The sequence below is a fragment of the Escherichia sp. MOD1-EC7003 genome (assembly GCF_002965065.1).
GTDB lineage: Bacteria > Pseudomonadota > Gammaproteobacteria > Enterobacterales > Enterobacteriaceae > Escherichia.
Genome location: NZ_PTRE01000021.1, coordinates 17,095 through 38,764, shown reverse-complemented (window position 1 = coordinate 38,764; position 21,670 = coordinate 17,095). Strand labels below are relative to the sequence as shown.

Genomic DNA, 21,670 nt, shown 5'->3' with positions numbered 1-21,670 from the left:
GCGATATTACACCAGACGGGTTCATTCTCGCCGTGGCTGTGACAAAATAGCGTCTTTATCAGAAAACGTCTTAGCCAACCGGTGGAGAAAGCAATGCAGGATCGCAATTTTGATGATATTGCGGAAAAGTTTTCCCGTAACATTTACGGCACCACCAAAGGGCAGCTTCGACAGGCTATTCTGTGGCAAGATCTCGATCGCGTGCTGGCGGAAATAGGCCCACGAAAACTGCGCGTGCTGGATGCTGGCGGTGGAGAAGGGCAGACCGCAATTAAAATGGCCGAGCGCGGGCATCAGGTCATTTTATGCGATCTCTCTGCGCAGATGATCGACCGTGCAAAACAGGCGGCAGAAGCAAAAGGTGTGAGCGATAACATGCAATTTATCCATTGCGCCGCTCAGGACGTTGCTTCGCATTTGGAAACGCCCGTTGATCTGATATTGTTTCATGCGGTGCTCGAATGGGTGGCCGATCCCCGCAGCGTATTACAGACTTTGTGGTCAGTATTGCATCCAGGCGGTGTGTTGTCGCTAATGTTCTACAATGCGCATGGTTTGTTGATGCATAACATGGTCGCCGGGAATTTTGATTACGTGCAGGCGGGAATGCCGAAAAAGAAAAAACGGACGCTTTCGCCAGATTATCCACGCGACCCGGCGCAAGTTTATCTGTGGCTGGAAGAAATTGGTTGGCAAATTATGGATAAGACTGGCGTACGCGTGTTTCATGATTATCTGCGTGAAAAGCACCAGCAGCGCGACTGCTATGAAGCATTACTTGAATTAGAAACGCGTTATTGCCGTCAGGAACCGTATATTAGCCTGGGGCGTTATATTCATGTTACCGCGCGCAAACCGCAGAGCAAGGATAAAGTATGAGTGAATTTTCCCAGACAGTCCCCGAACTGGTTGCCTGGGCCAGAAAAAATGACTTCTCCATCTCGCTGCCGGTAGACCGACTCTCTTTTCTGCTGGCGGTTGCCACGCTGAATGGCGAGCGTCTGGATGGTGAGATGAGTGAAGGCGAGCTGGTGGATGCATTCCGCCATGTGAGTGATGCGTTTGAGCAAACCAGCGAAACCATCGGCGTGCGCGCCAACAACGCGATCAACGACATGGTGCGTCAACGTCTGCTGAACCGCTTTACCAGCGAGCAGGCAGAAGGGAACGCGATTTACCGTTTGACGCCGCTCGGCATCGGCATTACTGACTACTACATCCGTCAGCGCGAGTTTTCTACGTTGCGCCTTTCAATGCAGTTGTCGATTGTGGCGGGTGAGCTCAAACGCGCAGCAGATGCCGCCGAAGAGGGCGGTGATGAATTTCACTGGCACCGTAATGTCTATGCGCCACTGAAATATTCGGTTGCGGAAATTTTCGACAGTATCGACCTGACGCAACGTCTGATGGACGAACAGCAGCAGCAGGTGAAAGATGATATCGCCCAGCTGCTGAATAAAGACTGGCGGGCGGCGATTTCCAGCTGCGAATTGTTGCTTTTGGAAACTTCCGGAACGCTGCGTGAATTGCAGGATACGCTGGAAGCGGCAGGCGACAAATTGCAGGCCAATCTGTTGCGCATTCAGGATGCGACGATGACTCATGACGATCTGCATTTCGTCGATCGGCTGGTGTTCGATCTGCAGAGCAAACTGGACCGTATTATCAGCTGGGGCCAGCAATCCATCGATTTGTGGATTGGTTACGACCGCCACGTACACAAATTTATCCGTACCGCGATTGATATGGATAAAAATCGCGTCTTTGCCCAGCGTTTACGTCAGTCGGTACAAACCTATTTTGATGAGCCGTGGGCGCTAACTTACGCCAATGCCGATCGTCTGCTGGATATGCGTGACGAAGAGATGGCACTGCGCGATGAAGAAGTGACCGGGGAACTTCCACCAGATTTAGAGTACGAAGAGTTCAACGAGATCCGCGAACAACTGGCGGCAATCATCGAAGAACAACTCGCCGTGTACAAAACCAGACAAGTGCCGCTGGATCTTGGTCTGGTGGTACGCGAATATCTGTCACAGTATCCGCGTGCGCGTCACTTTGACGTTGCGCGAATTGTTATTGATCAGGCGGTACGTCTTGGCGTAGCGCAAGCAGATTTCACCGGACTGCCTGCGAAATGGCAGCCGATTAATGATTACGGAGCCAAGGTACAGGCGCATGTCATCGACAAATATTGAACAAGTGATGCCGGTTAAGCTGGCGCAGGCGCTGGCGAATCCGTTATTTCCGGCGCTGGATAGCGCCTTACGTTCAGGCCGTCATATTGGCCTCGACGAATTGGATAATCATGCATTCCTGATGGATTTTCAGGAATATCTGGAAGAGTTTTACGCGCGTTATAACGTTGAGCTTATTCGCGCACCGGAAGGGTTCTTCTATTTACGCCCACGTTCCACCACTATTATCCCGCGTTCCGTCTTGTCGGAACTGGATATGATGGTCGGGAAAATCCTCTGTTATCTTTATCTCAGCCCGGAACGGCTGGCGAATGAGGGGATTTTCACCCAGCAGGAACTGTACGATGAACTGCTCACCCTGGCCGATGAAGCGAAACTGCTGAAGCTGGTGAACAACCGTTCAACCGGTTCAGACGTTGACCGGCAGAAGTTGCAGGAGAAAGTACGTTCTTCGCTCAACCGTCTGCGTCGTTTAGGCATGGTGTGGTTTATGGGCCACGACAGTAGCAAGTTCCGCATTACCGAATCGGTGTTCCGCTTCGGAGCCGATGTGCGTGCGGGAGACGATCCGCGTGAAGCACAGCGTCGCCTGATTCGTGATGGCGAAGCAATGCCGATTGAAAATCATCTGCAACTCAACGATGAAACCGAAGAGAATCAGCCAGATAGCGGAGAGGAAGAATAATGATTGAACGCGGTAAATTTCGCTCACTGACGCTGATTAACTGGAACGGCTTTTTTGCCCGAACCTTTGACCTCGATGAGCTGGTTACGACGCTCTCCGGCGGTAACGGTGCGGGTAAATCCACCACCATGGCGGCGTTCGTTACGGCGCTCATTCCCGACCTGACCCTGCTGCATTTCCGTAACACCACGGAAGCCGGGGCCACCAGCGGTTCGCGTGATAAAGGCCTGCACGGTAAGCTGAAAGCGGGTGTCTGCTATTCGATGCTCGACACCATTAACTCGCGCCACCAGCGCGTGGTGGTCGGTGTGCGTCTGCAACAGGTTGCCGGACGCGATCGTAAAGTGGATATCAAACCATTTGCTATTCAGGGCTTGCCGATGTCAGTGCAGCCGACACAGCTGGTGACCGAAACCCTGAACGAACGTCAGGCGCGTGTGCTGCCGCTGAACGAGCTGAAAGACAAGCTCGAGGCGATGGAAGGCGTGCAGTTTAAGCAGTTTAACTCCATTACTGATTATCATTCGTTGATGTTCGAGCTGGGCATCATCGCGCGTCGTCTGCGCTCAGCATCTGACCGTAGCAAATTCTATCGTCTGATCGAAGCCTCGCTGTACGGCGGGATCTCCAGCGCCATTACCCGTTCTCTGCGCGACTATTTGTTGCCAGAAAACAGCGGCGTGCGTAAAGCGTTCCAGGATATGGAAGCGGCGCTGCGTGAAAACCGTATGACGCTGGAAGCGATTCGCGTCACCCAGTCTGACCGTGACTTGTTCAAGCATCTGATCAGCGAAGCCACCAACTACGTGGCGGCAGACTACATGCGTCACGCCAATGAGCGCCGTGTTCATCTCGATAAGGCCCTGGAGTTTCGTCGTGAGCTTCACACTGCGCGTCAGCAACTGGCGGCTGAGCAGTACAAACATGTCGATATGGCACGTGAACTGGCAGAGCACAACGGTGCCGAAGGCGATCTGGAAGCAGATTATCAGGCGGCCAGCGATCATCTGAACCTGGTGCAAACCGCACTGCGTCAGCAGGAGAAGATCGAACGCTACGAAGTGGATCTCGATGAACTGCAGATCCGTCTGGAAGAGCAAAACGAGGTGGTGGCAGAAGCCATCGAGCGTCAGGAAGAGAACGAAGCACGTGCAGAAGCTGCCGAACTGGAAGTGGACGAGCTGAAAAGCCAGCTTGCCGACTACCAGCAGGCGCTGGACGTCCAGCAAACGCGGGCGATCCAGTACAACCAGGCGATTGCTGCGCTTAATCGTGCCAAAGAATTGTGTCATCTACCTGACTTAACCGCCGACAGCGCCGCCGAATGGCTGGAAACCTTCCAGGCGAAAGAGCTGGAAGCGACCGAAAAAATGCTCTCTCTTGAGCAGAAGATGAGCATGGCGCAAACCGCGCACAGCCAGTTTGAGCAGGCTTATCAATTGGTAGTTGCAATCAACGGCCCGTTGGCGCGTAACGAAGCGTGGGATGTCGCCCGCGAGCTGCTGCGCGAAGGGGTCGATCAGCGTCATCTGGCAGAGCAGGTTCAGCCGCTGCGGATGCGCTTAAGCGAACTGGAACAGCGTTTGCGCGAGCAGCAAGAAGCTGAGCGTCTGCTGGCAGATTTCTGCAAACGTCAGGGCAAGAATTTTGATATCGATGAACTGGAAGCCCTGCATCAGGAACTGGAAGCGCGCATTGCTTCTCTTTCTGACAGTGTTTCTAACGCCCGCGAAGAGCGTATGGCACTGCGTCAGGAGCAGGAACAACTGCAGTCTCGCATTCAGAGTTTGATGCAGCGTGCACCGGTTTGGCTGGCAGCGCAAAACAGCCTCAATCAGTTGAGCGAACAGTGCGGCGAAGAGTTTTCCTCCAGCCAGGACGTGACCGAATATCTGCAACAGTTGCTTGAGCGTGAGCGCGAAGCGATTGTTGAACGTGACGAAGTGGGCGCACGCAAAAACGCCGTCGATGAAGAGATCGAGCGTTTAAGTCAGCCAGGTGGTTCTGAAGACCAGCGTTTGAATGCGCTGGCGGAGCGTTTTGGCGGCGTGTTGTTGTCAGAAATTTATGACGACGTTAGCCTGGAAGATGCGCCGTACTTCTCGGCGCTGTATGGCCCGTCACGCCACGCCATCGTGGTGCCAGATCTGTCGCAGATAACCGAACACCTGGAAGGCTTGACCGATTGCCCGGAAGATCTCTATCTGATCGAAGGGGATCCGCAGTCATTCGATGACAGCGTGTTCAGCGTTGATGAGCTGGAAAAAGCGGTAGTGGTGAAAATCGCCGATCGTCAGTGGCGTTACTCACGTTTCCCGGAAGTGCCGCTGTTTGGTCGTGCTGCGCGTGAAAGCCGTATTGAAAGCCTCCATGCCGAGCGTGAAGTGCTTTCCGAACGCTTCGCCACGCTCTCCTTTGATGTACAGAAAACTCAGCGTCTGCATCAGGCGTTCAGCCGTTTTATTGGCAGCCATCTGGCGGTGGCGTTTGAGTCCGATCCGGAAGCAGAAATCCGCCAACTGAACAGCCGTCGCGTCGAACTGGAGCGGGCGTTGAGTAATCATGAAAATGACAACCAGCAGCAGCGTATTCAGTTTGAGCAAGCGAAAGAGGGCGTTACGGCGCTGAACCGCATTCTGCCGCGTCTCAACCTGTTGGCTGATGACAGCCTGGCAGATCGCGTCGATGAAATCCGCGAACGTCTGGATGAAGCCCAGGAAGCCGCGCGTTTTGTTCAGCAGTTTGGTAATCAACTGGCGAAACTGGAACCGATCGTTTCAGTATTGCAGAGCGACCCGGAACAGTTCGAACAGTTAAAAGAAGACTACGCGTACTCCCAGCAGATGCAGCGCGACGCCCGTCAGCAGGCGTTTGCCCTGACGGAAGTGGTGCAGCGTCGTGCGCACTTTAGTTACTCTGACTCGGCAGAAATGCTTAGCGGTAACAGCGATCTCAACGAAAAACTGCGTGAACGTCTGGAACATGCGGAAGCGGAGCGTACCCGCGCTCGTGAAGCCTTGCGCGGACACGCTGCCCAGTTGAGTCAGTACAACCAGGTACTGGCTTCGCTGAAAAGTTCTTATGACACCAAAAAAGAGCTACTTAACGATCTGCAACGTGAATTGCAGGATATCGGCGTGCGTGCCGATAGCGGAGCAGAAGAGCGGGCGCGTATTCGCCGTGACGAGCTGCACGCGCAACTAAGCAATAACCGTTCACGCCGCAATCAACTGGAAAAAGCGCTTACCTTCTGCGAAGCGGAGATGGACAACCTGACCCGCAAACTGCGCAAGCTGGAGCGGGATTACTTTGAGATGCGCGAGCAGGTAGTGACTTCCAAAGCGGGCTGGTGTGCCGTCATGCGCATGGTGAAAGATAACGGTGTTGAACGCCGCTTACACCGTCGCGAGCTGGCTTATCTCTCCGCTGATGATTTGCGTTCCATGTCGGATAAGGCGTTAGGTGCGCTACGTCTGGCGGTAGCGGATAACGAACATCTGCGCGACGTACTGCGTATGTCAGAAGATCCAAAACGTCCGGAGCGTAAAATTCAGTTCTTCGTGGCGGTTTATCAGCATCTGCGCGAGCGTATTCGTCAGGATATTATTCGTACCGATGATCCGGTGGAAGCTATCGAGCAGATGGAGATCGAACTGAGCCGTCTGACTGAAGAGTTAACCTCCCGCGAACAGAAACTGGCGATCAGCTCTCGCAGTGTGGCGAACATCATCCGCAAAACCATTCAGCGCGAGCAGAACCGTATCCGTATGCTCAACCAGGGCTTGCAGAACGTATCGTTTGGTCAGGTGAACAGCGTGCGTCTCAACGTGAACGTGCGTGAAACTCACGCCATGCTGCTGGATGTGCTCTCTGAACAGCATGAGCAGCATCAGGATCTGTTTAACAGCAACCGTCTGACCTTCTCGGAAGCGCTGGCGAAACTGTATCAGCGTCTTAATCCGCAGATTGATATGGGGCAGCGCACGCCGCAGACCATCGGCGAAGAACTACTGGATTACCGCAATTATCTGGAAATGGAAGTTGAGGTTAACCGTGGTTCCGATGGCTGGCTGCGCGCAGAGTCTGGTGCACTATCGACCGGTGAGGCGATCGGTACTGGCATGTCGATTTTGGTGATGGTGGTACAGAGCTGGGAAGATGAATCACGTCGCCTGCGTGGTAAAGATATCTCTCCTTGCCGCCTGCTGTTCCTCGATGAAGCTGCGCGACTGGATGCCCGTTCCATCGCCACGCTGTTTGAATTGTGTGAGCGTTTGCAAATGCAACTCATCATCGCGGCACCAGAAAATATCAGTCCGGAAAAAGGCACCACCTATAAACTGGTGCGTAAAGTCTTCCAGAATACGGAACACGTTCACGTTGTTGGTCTGCGTGGCTTTGCGCCGCAACTCCCTGAAACGCTTCCAGGAACTGATGAAGCGCCTTCCCAGGAGAGCTAAAATTAAGGCGGCAGCAATGCCGCCTTTTTCTTTTTTCGAAAACTCCGTTTCTGCACTAAAAAAGTGGCACATTACGGCGCGCTTTTCTTTAAACTTCTTTACATTAGGTTATGTAAAAACGTATCGGCGTTTATATACTGAAGATAAGCCTGATGAGTAACAGGCTTGCTCGTCATACTTTCGTGAGTATTGGCGTTGTACAGGCAAGTCGTAAAATAACAGCCTGGCTATTCAGAGTATGATAAAAACAGGGGGCAAGGGATGTTGCTTAATATGATGTGTGGTCGTCGGCTGTCGGCAATCAGTTTGTGCCTGGCTGTAACATTCGCTCCACTGTTCAATGTGCAGGCCGATGAGCCTGAAGTAATCCCAGGCGACAACCCGGTGGCTGTCAGCGAACAGGGCGAGGCACTGCCGCAGGCGCAAGCCACGGCAATAATGGCGGGGATCCAGCCATTGCCTGACGGTGCGGCAGAAAAAGCCCGCACACAAATCGAATCTCAATTACCCGCAGGTTATCAGCCGGTTTATCTTAACCAGCTTCAACTATTGTATGCCGCACGCGATATGCAACCCATGTGGGAAAACCGTGATGCTGTTAAAGCCTTCCAGCAACAGCTGGCAGAGGTGGCGATTGCCGGTTTCCAGCCGCAGTTTAATAAATGGGTAGAGTTACTGACCGATCCTGGTGTTAACGGGATGGCACGCGACGTGGTGCTCTCTGATGCGATGATGGGCTATCTCCATTTCATTGCAAATATTCCGGTCAAAGGCACTCGCTGGCTATATAGCAGTAAACCTTATGGGCTTTCAACGCCGCCTCTCTCGGTGATTAACCAATGGCAGTTGGCGCTGGATAAAGGTCAATTGCCTACGTTTGTTGCAGGACTGGCACCGCAGCATCCGCAATATGCGGCGATGCATGAATCATTACTAACCTTACTCAGTGACACCAAACCGTGGCCCCAACTGACCGGCAAAGCAACGTTGCGTCCAGGGCAGTGGAGTAACGACGTACCGGCGTTGCGCGAAATATTGCAACGCACAGGCATGCTGGACGGGGGGCCGAAAATTACTCTACCTGGCGATGACACGCCAACGGAGGCGGTAGTCAGCCCATCTGCTGTTACTGTTGAAACAGCAGAAACTAAGCCGATGGACAAGCAAACTACGTCTCGTAGTAAACCTGCACCTGCCGTTCGTGCCGCCTACGATAATGAACTGGTGGAAGCCGTTAAACGTTTTCAGGCATGGCAAGGATTGGGGGCTGATGGCGCTATTGGCCCGGCAACGCGGGACTGGTTAAACGTAACGCCCGCCCAGCGTGCTGGCGTGTTGGCACTCAACATCCAGCGATTGCGCTTGCTGCCAACAGAGCTTTCTACCGGGATTATGGTTAACATTCCCGCCTATTCGCTGGTCTACTACCAGAACGGCAATCAGGTACTGGATTCGCGAGTCATCGTCGGTCGCCCCGATCGCAAAACGCCGATGATGAGCAGTGCCCTTAACAATGTAGTGGTAAACCCGCCGTGGAATGTACCACCAACTCTGGCACGCAAAGATATTCTGCCGAAAGTGCGCAACGATCCGGGATATCTCGAAAGCCATGGCTATACGGTGATGCGCGGCTGGAATAGCAGGGAAGCAATTGACCCGTGGCAGGTTGACTGGTCTACAATCACGGCCTCGAATTTACCGTTCCGCTTCCAGCAGGCTCCAGGCCCACGGAACTCACTGGGACGCTATAAATTCAATATGCCGAGTTCAGAGGCTATTTATTTGCATGACACGCCGAACCACAATTTGTTCAAGCGTGATACACGCGCATTGAGTTCAGGCTGTGTACGAATAAATAAAGCTTCCGATCTGGCGAATATGCTGTTGCAGGATGCTGGCTGGAATGACAAACGCATTTCCGATGCGCTGAAGCAGGGCGATACGCGTTACGTCAATATTCGGCAGTCGATTCCTGTGAATCTCTACTACCTGACTGCCTTTGTGGGTGCAGATGGTCGCACCCAGTATCGTACAGATATTTACAATTATGATCTGCCTGCGCGATCCAGCTCGCAAATCGTATCGAAAGCGGAACAATTAATCAGGTAAATGAAGTAGTTCGGGAAAATCAGTTGTCGTAATAATTAGCATGATTGGGGGCGATTCTCTGCAGCCCCCGTCACTGCTGGGGTTGAGTCATCTTGACGTCTGCTTTACGGGCGGTTAAGGTGCCTCTTGTGCGCCAGAAGTGCATATAAACGATAACATTGACCTGTAGACTTGATTATCATGGACAAATTCGACGCTAATCGCCGCAAGCTGCTGGCGCTTGGTGGCGTTGCACTTGGTGCCGCCATCCTGCCGACCCCCGCGTTTGCCACACTCTCTACCCCACGCCCGCGGATTTTGACACTCAATAATCTTCATACCGGAGAGTCAATAAAAGCAGAGTTTTTCGATGGCAGAGGCTATATTCAGGAAGAATTGGCAAAACTTAACCATTTTTTCCGCGATTACCGCGCGAACAAAATAAAGTCCATCGATCCCGGATTATTCGACCAGTTGTATCGCCTGCAAGGGTTGTTAGGCACCCGCAAACCGGTGCAACTCATTTCCGGTTATCGTTCCGTTGATACCAACAATGAACTACGCGCTCGCAGCCGTGGAGTAGCGAAGAAAAGCTATCACACTAAAGGCCAGGCGATGGATTTCCATATTGAAGGTATCGCGTTAAGCAATATTCGCAAAGCCGCGTTATCTATGCGCGCAGGTGGTGTAGGATATTACCCACGTAGTAACTTTGTGCATATTGATACCGGGCCAGCACGGCACTGGTAGTAATTGCTTAACGAAACAGGGGCAGTATGAATTATCGTATTATTCCGGTCACCGCATTCTCCCAGAACTGTTCATTGGTCTGGTGTGAACAAACCCGCCTGGCCGCACTGGTCGATCCTGGTGGCGATGCAGAAAAAATCAAACAGGAAGTTGACGCCAGCGGCCTGACATTGATGTTGATCCTGCTGACGCATGGTCATCTGGACCATGTTGGTGCAGCGGCAGAACTGGCGCAACATTACGGCGTGCCGGTTCTTGGCCCGGAAAAAGAAGATGAGTTCTGGCTGCAAGGCTTGCCTGCGCAAAGCCGCATGTTTGGCCTGGATGAGTGTCAGCCACTAACGCCAGATCGTTGGCTGAACGAAGGCGATACCATCAGCATAGGGAATGTGACTTTACAGGTGTTACATTGCCCAGGGCATACGCCGGGTCATGTGGTCTTCTTTGATAACCAGGCAAAACTGCTGATTTCTGGCGACGTTATTTTCAAAGGTGGAGTAGGGCGTAGTGACTTCCCGCGTGGCGATCACAATCAACTGATCTCTGCTATCAAAGATAAACTGCTACCTCTTGGCGATGACGTGACTTTTATTCCGGGACACGGGCCGTTATCCACTCTCGGATTCGAGCGTCTGCATAATCCCTTCCTGCAAGACGAAATGCCCGTCTGGTAAAGGCGCATAAAAAAGCTCGCTTTCAGCTGGCCTGAATTTCTGGCAACGTGTGCTTTGTTTATGCCGGATGCGACGTGAACGCCTTATCTGGCCTACAAAACCATGTAATTCAATAGATTGCAGAGATTATGTAGGCCTGATAAGCGTAGCGCATCAGGCAATGTTGGGGGCGTCATCAGTCTCAGCCCGCTTTTCAGCGGGCTTCATTAGTTTTAACGCTTACAGCACAGCCACAATCGCTTCACACAGCGGAGCCATGTTATCGGGTGTCATCCCGGCTACGTTCACACGACCGGAAGCCACCGCATACACGCCAAACTCTTCGCGCAGACGTAGCACCTGTTCTTTTGTCAGACCACTGAAGGAGAACATGCCGTTCTGTTTGATGATAAAGCTAAAGTCGCGGTTTGCGCCTTTTTCCTGCAGCGTATTGACGAACAACTGACGCATACGCTGAATACGCTGGCGCATATCAGTCAGCTCTTGTTCCCAAATCGCACGTAATGCATCGTTGCTCAGGATTGTGGCAACAACAGAAGCACCGTGTGCTGGTGGGTTAGAGTAGTTAGCGCGAATCGCCGCTTTCATCTGGCTGAATGCGCGATCAACGGTTTCACTGTCAGCAGCAACCAGAGTACAAGCGCCAACACGCTCGTTGTACAGGCCAAAGTTTTTTGAGTAGGAACTGGCAACAATCAGCTCTTTATGCAGAGCCGCGAAAGTGCGCAGTCCTTCAGCATCTTCTTCCAGACCACGAGCAAAACCCTGGTAAGCGAAGTCAAACAGCGGTAACCAGCCTTTCTCAACGGAAAGTTGTGCCAGTGTCTGCCATTGTTCCAGCGTAGGGTCGATACCGGTTGGGTTATGGCAACAGCCGTGGAACAGCACTACGTCGCCAGCCTGAGCTTCGTTCAGGCTGTTAATCAGTGCATCGAAGTCAAGGGTGTGGTTTTCCGCATCATAATAAGCGTATTCACGAACTTCCAGACCTGCAGAGTTAAAGACGCTCTTATGGTTCGGCCAGCTTGGGTTGCTCACCCACACACGCTTAACGCTGGTATTTTTTGCCAGGAAATCGGCAGCCACGCGTAGTGCGCCAGTGCCCCCCGGAGTCTGTGCCGTGCGAGCACGTTTGTCATTGATCAGGGTGCTACCTTTACCAAACAGCAGTTCCTGAGTGCAGCGACCAAATTCAGGGATGCCGTCAATGCCGAGGTAATTTTTGGTGGTTTCATTTTCGAGCAGATACTGTTCAGCCTTTTTCACGCTGGTCAGTACCGGGGTTTTGCCCGTCTCATCTTTATAGACACCAATCCCGAGGTTAATTTTGCCGGGACGTTCATCGGCACGAAATAGATCAGCCAGGCCCAGAATCGGGTCGGCAGGAGCGGCTGTAATATTCTCAAACATGACGAGGTTCCATTATGGTTACAGAAGGGAAGTCCGCTATCAGGGTAACGGGAGATTTACAAAATTCCAACTATTACTGATGAAAACGCAGGCTGTTTTTGCAAGACGTGAGATTGCTCTGGAAGGCATAAAAAAAACAGGACCAAAGCCCTGTTTTTTCGGCATTTAACAAAGAGGTGTGCTATTAGAACTGGTAAACGATACCTACAGCAACGGTGTCGTCAGAACCTACACCCAGTTTGTTGTCAGAATCGATCTGGTTGATGATGTAATCAACATAGGTGGACATGTTTTTGTTGAAGTAGTAGGTTGCGCCCACTTCAAAGTAGTTCACCAGATCAACATCACCGATACCTTCTACGTCTTTCGCTTTGGATTTGGTATAAGCGATGGACGGACGCAGACCGAAATCAAACTGGTATTGCGCAACTAACAGAACGTCTTGTGTTTTGTTGGCGAAGCCGCCAGTGATCGGCGTAGCATTACGGGTTTCACCGTAGTTCGCTGCCAGGTAGATGTTGTTCGCATCATACTTCAGACCAGTTGCCCACTGTTCAGCTTTTTTACCTTTGCCAAGAGTTTGAGCTTCTTGCAGGTTGGTACGATCAGCTGCACCATAAGCACCAACGATACCAAAGCCTTCGAAGTCGTAGCTGATAGAACCGCCAACACCGTCGCCGTTAGAGCGGCGTGCAGTGTCACGCTCGTTTTTACCCAAGTACTGAACTGCGAAGTTCAGGCCATCAACCAGACCAAAGAAGTTTGAGTTACGGTAAGTTGCAACGCCGCCAACACGACCAACGAAGAAGTCATCGCTGTATGCGGTATCACCACCAAATTCCGGAAGCATATCGGTGTAACCCAGTGCATCGTAAACCACACCGTAGTTACGACCGTAATCGAAAGAACCCGCATCAGCGAATTTCAGACCAGCAAACGCCAGACGCGTTTTATTGCCATTCTGAGCATCACCACCTTCAGAGTTATTACCCTGGAAGTTGTATTCCCACTGACCATAACCGGTCAGATCGGAATTGATTTGTGTTTCCCCTTTAAAACCAAGACGGGCATAGGTCTTATCGCCATTGCCACCGTAACTGTTTTCACCGTTACCCTTGGAGAAATAATGCAGACCGACAGCTTTACCGTACAGATCTACTTTGTTGCCATCTTTGTTATAGATTTCTGCAGCGTTTGCAGTACCTGCTACCAACAGAGCAGGGACGATCACTGCCAGAATATTGCGCTTCATCATTATTTATTACCCTCATGGTTTTTTATGACACCTGCCACTGCCGTCAATAAGTTCTGTCAATAAAAATTCACGGAACTATTGATGAAAGTTTGGTGTCTTTATGTGTCTGCAGGCATCTTTTCATTCAAACTAACGTTTCGCTACCGTGAAAATGCTACAAATATAAAGATATAGTTACAAAAAGAAAAAGTATGTAACAAAAAATTAAAATTTAAGAAGCTTTGTGAACACCGTCATGTTTCCATAGAAGCGTGATGATATTTACAGCAATTTTTATCTATTTATATGATTTCCTTATATTTAATTTAACTAAATGCAAATTTTGTTTCTGATGGAAACTTTATTGACCTGGCACAAAATCCTCTTTCAGACATCCAGAACGCCCCAAAATAGTATAAGAATTGTGCTATCGGCTAAGAAAAAACTAATCCGTAATAAAAATGCGGATTAGTTTTTGTACGTAAATGTTGTAGTGTAATATTCCGTAACAGGATGATCGTTATGGTGGGGTTGCAAATAGATTAATTGACTTAACAAAGAGATAACTTGACAGAAAGGACAAAAAAAGAGCCAGCGGGCGCTGGCTCTTGAAGATGCTTAATTAGAAACTGGCGTTACGCGGAGTACGCGGGAACGGAATCACGTCACGCACGTTTTGCACGCCAGTTACGTAAGCAATCAGGCGTTCAAAACCAAGGCCGAAACCGGAATGCGGAACAGTACCGTAGCGACGCAGATCGCGATACCACCAGTAATCTTCTTTGTTCAGGCCCATTTCCAGCATTCGCTCGTCCAGCACGTCCAGACGTTCTTCACGCTGGGAACCACCAATGATTTCACCGATACCCGGTGCCAGAACGTCCATAGCCGCAACGGTTTTACCGTCTTCGTTAAGGCGCATATAGAACGCTTTAATGTCTTTCGGATAGTTTTTAACCACTACCGGTGCTTTAAAGTGTTCTTCTGCCAGATAACGCTCATGCTCAGAAGAGAGATCAACCCCCCAGTAAACTGGGTTTTCAAATTTCTTGCCGCAGTTTTCGAGAATGGCCACTGCGTCGGTGTAATCCACCTGCGCGAAATCGGCTTCAATGAAGCGTTCCAGACGTGAAACAGCATCTTTATCTACGCGTTCAGCGAAGAATTTCATGTCGTCAGCGCGTTCTTCGAGAACTGCTTTGAAGACATATTTCAGCATGGCTTCAGCCAGACCGGCGATATCGTTCAGGTTAGCAAACGCTACTTCTGGTTCCAGCATCCAGAATTCGGCCAGGTGACGGCTGGTGTTGGAGTTTTCAGCACGGAAAGTCGGGCCGAAGGTATAAATTTTGGACAATGCGCAAGCGTAGGTTTCGCCGTTCAATTGGCCAGATACGGTCAGGAAAGACTCTTTACCGAAGAAATCTTTGTCGAAATCCACCTTGCCCTGATCGTTACGCGGCAGGTTTTCCAGATCCAGCGTAGAAACGCGGAACATTTCGCCAGCACCTTCGGTATCAGATGCGGTAATCAGTGGCGTTGAAACCCAGAAGAATCCCTGCTCGTTAAAGAAACGATGCAGCGCCTGCGCCAGCGTATGGCGAACGCGCGCGACGGCACCGATCAGGTTAGTGCGCGGACGCAGGTGAGCGACTTCACGCAGATATTCAATGCTGTGGCGTTTTGCCGCCATCGGGTAAGTGTCTGGATCTTCGACCCAACCAGCAACTTCAACCTTGCTGGCCTGAATTTCAAATTGTTGCCCCTGGCCCGGCGACGCCACGACTTTACCCGTCACAATGACTGAGCAACCGGTAGTCAGACGTAGAACGTCTTCATTGTAATTGGGCAGAGAATTATTGATGACAGCCTGTACAGGATCAAAGCAGGAACCGTCATAAACGGCGAGGAAGGAGATGCCAGCTTTTGAATCTCGGCGGGTACGTACCCATCCGCGCACGGTGACTTCGCTGTCAACGGCTACACGGCCCTGGAGTACGTCGGCTACAGGCACAACGCTCATAATATTCTCTCTGTTAATAGTCGGAAAAAATAAACACTTGTCCACCCTTCAATGGGGGGATACCTATGTTACCAGGCATCTGCAATCAGACAAGCAGAATTCGCAAATGCAGCGAAAGATTTCGGAATTAAAGGTAAAAAAAGGGGCGCCGAATAGCTCCCTCAGACTGCTGACAACGTGCGCGTTGTTCATGCCGGATGCGGCGTGAACGCCTTATCCGGCCTACAAAACATGCAATATCAATAGATTGCAGAGATGATGTAGGCCTGATAAGCGTAGCGCATCAGGCAATTTTGCATTTGTCGTCATTCTCAGGGAGCCTAACTGGCTTTTTTAATATGCGGAAGGTCGAACGCTTTTCGCAGCGCCCGGACAAATGCTTTGTCATGGCAGATAGTTTTGCCAGGACTGTCAGAAAGTTTCGCTACCGGTTTACCATTACATTCCACCAGTTTAATCACGATATTCAGTGGTTTCACCTGGGGAATATCACAGGTCAGGCGAGTACCAATACCAAAACTTAATTGCACGCGGGAAGAGAAGTGGCGATAAAGCTCAACCGCTTTGCGTAAATCCAGATTGTCAGAGAAAACTAGCGTTTTACTCTGTGGATCAATTCCCAGCTTCTCATAATGTGCAATGGCTTTTTCACCCCATTCAACCGGGTCGCCAGAGTCATGACGCAGGCCCTGATAGCGGCTGGCAAATTCTACGCCGAAATCTCGCAGGAAAGCATCCATGGTTATACAGTCGGTTAACGCAATGCCAAGCTGGTCGGGATACTCTTCCAGCCAGGCAGCAAGTGCAGCCCGCTGGCTGTTGGCTAGATCCGGACTGATTTGCTGATGTGCCTGGAACCACTCGTGTGCCTGTGTTCCCATCGGTGTGAGGGAAAGCCGACGCGCCAGATCGTAGTTGCTGGTGCCCACGAACCAGGATTCCTGTTGCAGACGCTTAACGATGGTTTCTTGTACTTCGCGAGAAAAACGGCGGCGGGTGCCAAAATCCATCAGATGGAAGCGCGACATATCAAGACCGGCGGTTAATGCCGAGAAGTCGACTAATTTGCTTTCCAGCGCATCAAGGGCTTGCGCAACGTCGGCCTGCGGTGAGCGATAGCGATGTACCATTTCACTGATAACCGCCAGTAAAGGAACTTCCCAGAGGATGACTTCACGCCACGGGCCGCTTAAACGAATATCCAGCTTGCCATTATCGTTGGACACGGTCACTTGTTCCGGATTAAAGCGGAACTCGCGTAGCCAGTTAAGATAGTCGGCCTTAAAGAAAGGCAGGGCAGAGAGCCACTGATATTCATCATCCTGCAGGCGCAGGTGCTGCATCGCCTGAACCTGTTCACGAATAGCATCGGCATAAATACCCAGCAGATCGTCACCTCGGCAACGAAATTCTGCCGCGACATGCACATCGTAATAGTGATGAAACACGGCTTGCTGCATATGCAACTTATAAGCATCTGTATCCAGCAATGAGTGCAGAACAGGAGAAGCGAATTGTGTCATAGGTGCGCAGTAGCGTCCTCGTACAGGAGCGTTTAGTACAATAAACATCTTCAGGAACTGTTGGAGTATACCTTGTTTCGCAATTTATTGAACCCCGATCACACCATATGCCACCTTTCTGATCGATGGCACTACGCTGTGTATGTTATAAAAATGTAGCAATTAAAGGTGTTTGTGTCTGAAAAGATGAAGATTCTGCGTAGCGCGATTTACGCAACAGGAATAGACTGAACACCAGACTCTATAAAAGATGCTAAAGGTTATTTATGACTCAACAGCCACAAGCCAAATACCGTCACGATTATCGTGCGCCGGATTACCAGATTACTGATATTGACTTGACCTTTGACCTGGACGCGCAAAAGACGGTTGTTACCGCAGTCAGCCAGGCTGTCCGTCATGGTGCATCAGATGCTCCGCTTTGTCTCAACGGCGAAGACCTCAAACTGGTTTCTGTTCATATTAATGATGAGTTGTGGACCGCCTGGAAAGAAGAAGAGGGCGCACTGGTCATCAGCAATTTGCCGGAGCGTTTTACGCTCAAGATCGTTAATGAAATTAGCCCGGCGACGAATACCGCGCTGGAAGGGCTTTATCAGTCAGGCGATGCGCTTTGCACCCAGTGTGAAGCCGAAGGTTTCCGCCATATTACGTATTATCTTGACCGCCCGGATGTACTGGCGCGTTTTACCACCAAAATTATTGCCGATAAAACCAAATATCCATTCCTGCTTTCCAACGGTAACCGCGTTGCGCAAGGTGAACTGGAAAACGGACGTCACTGGGTACAGTGGCAGGACCCGTTCCCGAAACCATGCTACCTGTTTGCGCTGGTGGCAGGCGATTTTGATGTACTGCGCGATACTTTCACCACGCGTTCTGGTCGCGAAGTAGCGCTGGAGCTGTATGTTGATCGTGGTAACCTTGACCGCGCGTCGTGGGCGATGACGTCCTTGAAAAACTCCATGAAGTGGGATGAAGAACGCTTCGGCCTTGAGTATGACCTCGACATCTATATGATTGTTGCGGTGGATTTCTTCAATATGGGCGCAATGGAGAATAAAGGTCTGAATATCTTTAACTCCAAGTATGTGCTGGCGCGCACCGACACCGCTACCGATAAAGATTACCTCGATATTGAGCGCGTTATTGGTCACGAATACTTCCATAACTGGACGGGTAACCGTGTGACCTGCCGCGACTGGTTCCAGCTCAGCCTGAAAGAAGGGTTAACCGTGTTCCGAGATCAGGAATTCAGCTCTGACCTTGGTTCCCGTGCGGTAAACCGTATCAACAACGTGCGAACCATGCGCGGATTGCAGTTTGCGGAAGACGCCAGCCCAATGGCGCACCCGATCCGCCCGGACATGGTTATTGAAATGAACAACTTTTACACCCTGACCGTTTACGAGAAGGGCGCGGAAGTGATTCGTATGATCCACACCCTGCTGGGCGAAGAAAACTTCCAGAAAGGGATGCAGCTCTATTTTGAGCGCCATGATGGCAGCGCGGCAACCTGCGACGATTTTGTTCAGGCGATGGAAGATGCGTCGAATGTCGATCTCTCCCATTTCCGCCGTTGGTACAGCCAGTCCGGTACGCCGGTTGTGACCGTCAAAGACGACTATAATCCGGAAACCGAACAGTACACCCTGACCATTAGCCAGCGCACGCCAGCCACGCCGGATCAGGCAGAAAAACAGCCGCTGCATATTCCGTTTGCCATCGAACTATATGATAACGAAGGCAACGTGATCCCATTGCAGAAAGGCGGTCACCCGGTTAATTCAGTGCTGAACGTTACCCAAGTGGAACAGGCCTTTGTCTTTGATAATGTCTACTTCCAGCCAGTGCCTGCGCTGCTGTGCGAATTCTCTGCGCCAGTGAAACTGGAATATAAGTGGAGCGATCAGCAACTGACCTTCCTGATGCGTCATGCGCGTAATGATTTCTCCCGCTGGGATGCAGCGCAAAGCCTGCTGGCAACTTACATCAAGCTGAACGTTGCCCGCCATCAGCAAGGTCAGCCGCTGTCTCTGCCGGTGCACGTTGCCGATGCTTTCCGCGCGGTGCTGCTGGATGAAAAAATCGATCCGGCGCTGGCGGCAGAAATTCTGACGCTGCCATCCGTCAATGAAATGGCAGAATTGTTCGATACCATTGATCCGATTGCCATTGCTGAAGTACGCGAAGCACTCACCCGTACTCTGGCGACGGAACTGGCAGATGAGCTGCTGGCTATTTACAACGCGAATTACCAGAGCGAGTACCGTGTTGAGCATGAAGAAATTGCGAAACGCACTCTGCGTAATGCCTGTCTGCGCTTCCTTGCTTTTGGTGAAACGCATCTGGCTGATGTGCTGGTAAGCAAGCAGTACCACGAAGCGAACAATATGACCGATGCGCTGGCGGCGCTTTCTGCGGCGGTTGCTGCACAGCTGCCATGCCGTGATGTGCTGATGCAGGAATACGACGATAAGTGGCATCAGGACGGTCTGGTGATGGATAAATGGTTTATCCTGCAAGCCACCAGCCCGGCGGCGAATGTGCTGGAGACGGTGCGTGGCCTGTTGCAGCATCGCTCATTTACTATGAGCAACCCGAACCGCATTCGTTCGTTAATTGGCGCGTTTGCGGGCAGCAACCCGGCAGCGTTCCATGCTGAAGATGGCAGCGGTTATCAGTTCCTGGTGGAAATGCTTACCGACCTGAACAGCCGTAACCCGCAGGTGGCTTCACGTTTGATTGAACCGCTGATTCGCCTGAAACGTTACGATGCCAAACGTCAGGAGAAAATGCGAGCGGCGCTGGAGCAGTTGAAAGGGCTGGAAAATCTCTCTGGCGATCTGTACGAGAAGATCACCAAAGCACTGGCTTGATACAAACATGCCTGATGCGCATCTTATCAGGCCTACAAACCCGTTGAAATTGCTGGTTTTGTAGGCCGGATAAGGCGTTTACGCCGCATCCGGCAGCCGTGCCGAACAGCCTGATGCGACGCTTGCCGCGTCTTATCAGGCCTATAAGCCCGTTGAAACTGCTGGTTTTATGCGCCACATTCGGCATATTAACCATGACGCCGAATCGGTTGTTCAGAATGCCCACGCTGCATCACCCGTTGCAACACTTCTGCTTCCAGCTCCGCTAATCGCACCGAACCTAACCGGCGCGGACGGGGAATATCCACCGTCAAATCAAGCCCAATCTTTCCCTCTTCAATCAACAGTACCCGGTCAGCCATCGCCACCGCTTCGCTCACATCATGCGTCACCAGCAAAACGGTAAAACCGTGCTCCTGCCAAAGCGACACAATCAGATCCTGCATCTCCAGTCGCGTTAAGGCGTCCAGCGCCCCGAGCGGTTCATCAAGCAACAATAACCCCGGTCGATGAATCAACGCTCTTGCCAGCGCCACGCGCTGTTTCTGCCCGCCAGAAAGTGCGGCAGGCCATTCTCCCGCGCGATTCTCCAGCCCTACCGCAGCCAACGCCCGACGAGCGGCATCGCGCCACTGGCCTTTAAGACCTAACCCAACGTTATCAATCACCGATTTCCACGGCAGCAGACGCGCATCCTGAAACATCATTCGCGTATCGTCCTGAATCTCAGCCATCGGCGTTGTGCCCGCTAACACATCGCCTGCGGTTGGCGTTTCCAGACCAGCCAGAAGGCGCAGCAGGGTACTTTTACCACCGCCGCTGCGACCCACCACCGCCACAAATTGACCTGCCGGAATATGCAGATCCATTCGGTTCAGGACGATATTTTCCGCGTAATGTTTGCTTACTGCATTGAGTAACAATGGTGTGCCCTTGTTCAGACGAGCAGTATTCATACCGTGGCCTCCTTCAGATGATAAGCCGGGTTCCAGCGCAACCAGAAGCGCTCTAACAGCTGCGCGCTGACGTCAGCAAGTTTGCCGAGCAGGGCGTAAAGAATAATAGCGACTACCACCACATCCGTTTGCAAAAACTCCCGCGCATTCATCGCCAGATAACCAATGCCGGAATTGGCAGAAATGGTTTCGGCAACAATCAGCGTCAGCCACATCAGGCCCAACGCAAAACGAACGCCAACCATAATTGAAGGCAGGGCGCCAGGCAGGATCACATGAATAAACAGCGGTAAACCGGATAATCCATAGCTACGCGCCATCTCCACCAGCCCGCGATCAATATTACGGATGCCATGCCAGGTGTTGATATAAATGGGGAATAGCGTGCCGAGCGCCACCAGAAAGATTTTTGCGGATTCATCAATGCCAAACCACAAAATCACTAGCGGGATCAGCGCCAGATGCGGCACGTTGCGCAACATCTGAATTGAGGTATCCAGCAGCCGTTCTCCCCAGCGCGACAGTCCGCTAATCAGTCCCAGAATCAACCCCAGCGATCCGCCAATTGAAAAACCAATCAGCGCCCGCCAGGAGCTGATCGCCAGATGTTGCCACAATTCGCCGCTGGCTGAGAGCGTCCAGAATGCCATCACCACCCCTTCCGGTGAGGGCAAAATACGTGTCGACAGCCAGCCAACCGAGGAGGCCAGTTGCCACACCGCCACGATGCCCACCGGTAAAAACCAGGGGGCAACGCGCAATAACCACTTCTTCACTGGCGTTGCCATCA

The 21,670-nt window shown here is 51.6% G+C and carries 15 protein-coding genes; 9 read left to right on the top strand and 6 right to left on the bottom strand.

All coding sequences use genetic code 11. The annotated features are described in order from the left end of the window. Positions 1–93 precede the first annotated feature (93 nt). The 8 genes from cmoM (at position 94) to gloC (ending at position 10,855) form a co-directional block, all read left to right on the top strand. Positions 94–879: a tRNA uridine 5-oxyacetic acid(34) methyltransferase CmoM gene (cmoM, locus tag A7090_RS03170; RefSeq protein WP_105272999.1), complete on the top strand. Its 786-nt coding sequence runs from the start codon at positions 94–96 to the stop codon at positions 877–879. Further along, on the top strand, positions 876–2,198 hold the full coding sequence (gene mukF / locus A7090_RS03165) for a chromosome partition protein MukF (protein WP_105272998.1): 1,323 nt from the start codon (positions 876–878) through the stop codon (positions 2,196–2,198). Before cmoM ends, mukF begins: the two co-directional genes overlap by 4 nt. Beyond that, positions 2,179–2,883: a chromosome partition protein MukE gene (mukE, locus tag A7090_RS03160; protein WP_010360875.1), complete on the top strand. Its 705-nt coding sequence runs from the start codon at positions 2,179–2,181 to the stop codon at positions 2,881–2,883. The genes mukF and mukE overlap by 20 nt, the downstream gene beginning before the upstream one ends. Continuing rightward, entirely contained in the window at positions 2,883–7,343 is a 4,461-nt protein-coding gene (gene mukB / locus A7090_RS03155; protein WP_105272997.1) for a chromosome partition protein MukB, read from the top strand. Before mukE ends, mukB begins: the two co-directional genes overlap by 1 nt. Then, positions 7,318–7,503 (top strand): hypothetical protein, encoded by a 186-nt coding sequence (locus A7090_RS25940; protein ID WP_157941437.1) that lies wholly within the window; start codon positions 7,318–7,320, stop codon positions 7,501–7,503. The genes mukB and A7090_RS25940 overlap by 26 nt, the downstream gene beginning before the upstream one ends. Before the next feature lie 101 nt (positions 7,504–7,604). After that, positions 7,605–9,452, top strand: a complete 1,848-nt coding sequence (ldtD, locus tag A7090_RS03150; protein WP_105272996.1) for a L,D-transpeptidase — start codon at positions 7,605–7,607, stop codon at positions 9,450–9,452. A gap of 180 nt (positions 9,453–9,632) precedes the next feature. Next, positions 9,633–10,181: a DUF882 domain-containing protein gene (locus A7090_RS03140; protein ID WP_105273019.1), complete on the top strand. Its 549-nt coding sequence runs from the start codon at positions 9,633–9,635 to the stop codon at positions 10,179–10,181. Between the two features lie 26 nt (positions 10,182–10,207). Then, positions 10,208–10,855, top strand: coding sequence for a hydroxyacylglutathione hydrolase GloC (gene gloC, locus A7090_RS03135; protein WP_105272995.1), 648 nt, complete (start codon positions 10,208–10,210; stop codon positions 10,853–10,855). Between the two features lie 219 nt (positions 10,856–11,074). On the opposite strand, the gene aspC is transcribed toward gloC, so the two are convergent. From aspC to pncB, 4 genes are all read right to left on the bottom strand, one after another. Next, positions 11,075–12,265, bottom strand: a complete 1,191-nt coding sequence (gene aspC, locus A7090_RS03130; protein ID WP_105272994.1) for an aspartate transaminase — start codon at positions 12,263–12,265, stop codon at positions 11,075–11,077. Between the two features lie 184 nt (positions 12,266–12,449). Beyond that, on the bottom strand, positions 12,450–13,520 hold the full coding sequence (gene ompF / locus A7090_RS03125) for a porin OmpF (RefSeq protein WP_105272993.1): 1,071 nt from the start codon (positions 13,518–13,520) through the stop codon (positions 12,450–12,452). A gap of 601 nt (positions 13,521–14,121) precedes the next feature. Further along, positions 14,122–15,522, bottom strand: a complete 1,401-nt coding sequence (gene asnS, locus A7090_RS03120) for an asparagine--tRNA ligase (protein WP_105272992.1) — start codon at positions 15,520–15,522, stop codon at positions 14,122–14,124. Positions 15,523–15,842: 320 nt separating this feature from the next. Beyond that, positions 15,843–17,045, bottom strand: coding sequence for a nicotinate phosphoribosyltransferase (gene pncB, locus A7090_RS03115; protein ID WP_105272991.1), 1,203 nt, complete (start codon positions 17,043–17,045; stop codon positions 15,843–15,845). Positions 17,046–17,311: 266 nt separating this feature from the next. On the opposite strand from pncB, the gene pepN reads away from it, so the two are divergent. Next, positions 17,312–19,924, top strand: a complete 2,613-nt coding sequence (gene pepN / locus A7090_RS03110) for an aminopeptidase N (protein WP_105272990.1) — start codon at positions 17,312–17,314, stop codon at positions 19,922–19,924. Positions 19,925–20,112: 188 nt separating this feature from the next. Here the strand turns inward: pepN and ssuB are convergent, their stop codons facing one another. Continuing rightward, positions 20,113–20,880 (bottom strand): aliphatic sulfonates ABC transporter ATP-binding protein, encoded by a 768-nt coding sequence (gene ssuB / locus A7090_RS03105; RefSeq protein ID WP_105272989.1) that lies wholly within the window; start codon positions 20,878–20,880, stop codon positions 20,113–20,115. Beyond that, positions 20,877–21,668, bottom strand: coding sequence for an aliphatic sulfonate ABC transporter permease SsuC (ssuC, locus tag A7090_RS03100; RefSeq protein WP_105272988.1), 792 nt, complete (start codon positions 21,666–21,668; stop codon positions 20,877–20,879). Before ssuC ends, ssuB begins: the two co-directional genes overlap by 4 nt. Between the last annotated feature and the right edge of the window lie 2 nt (positions 21,669–21,670).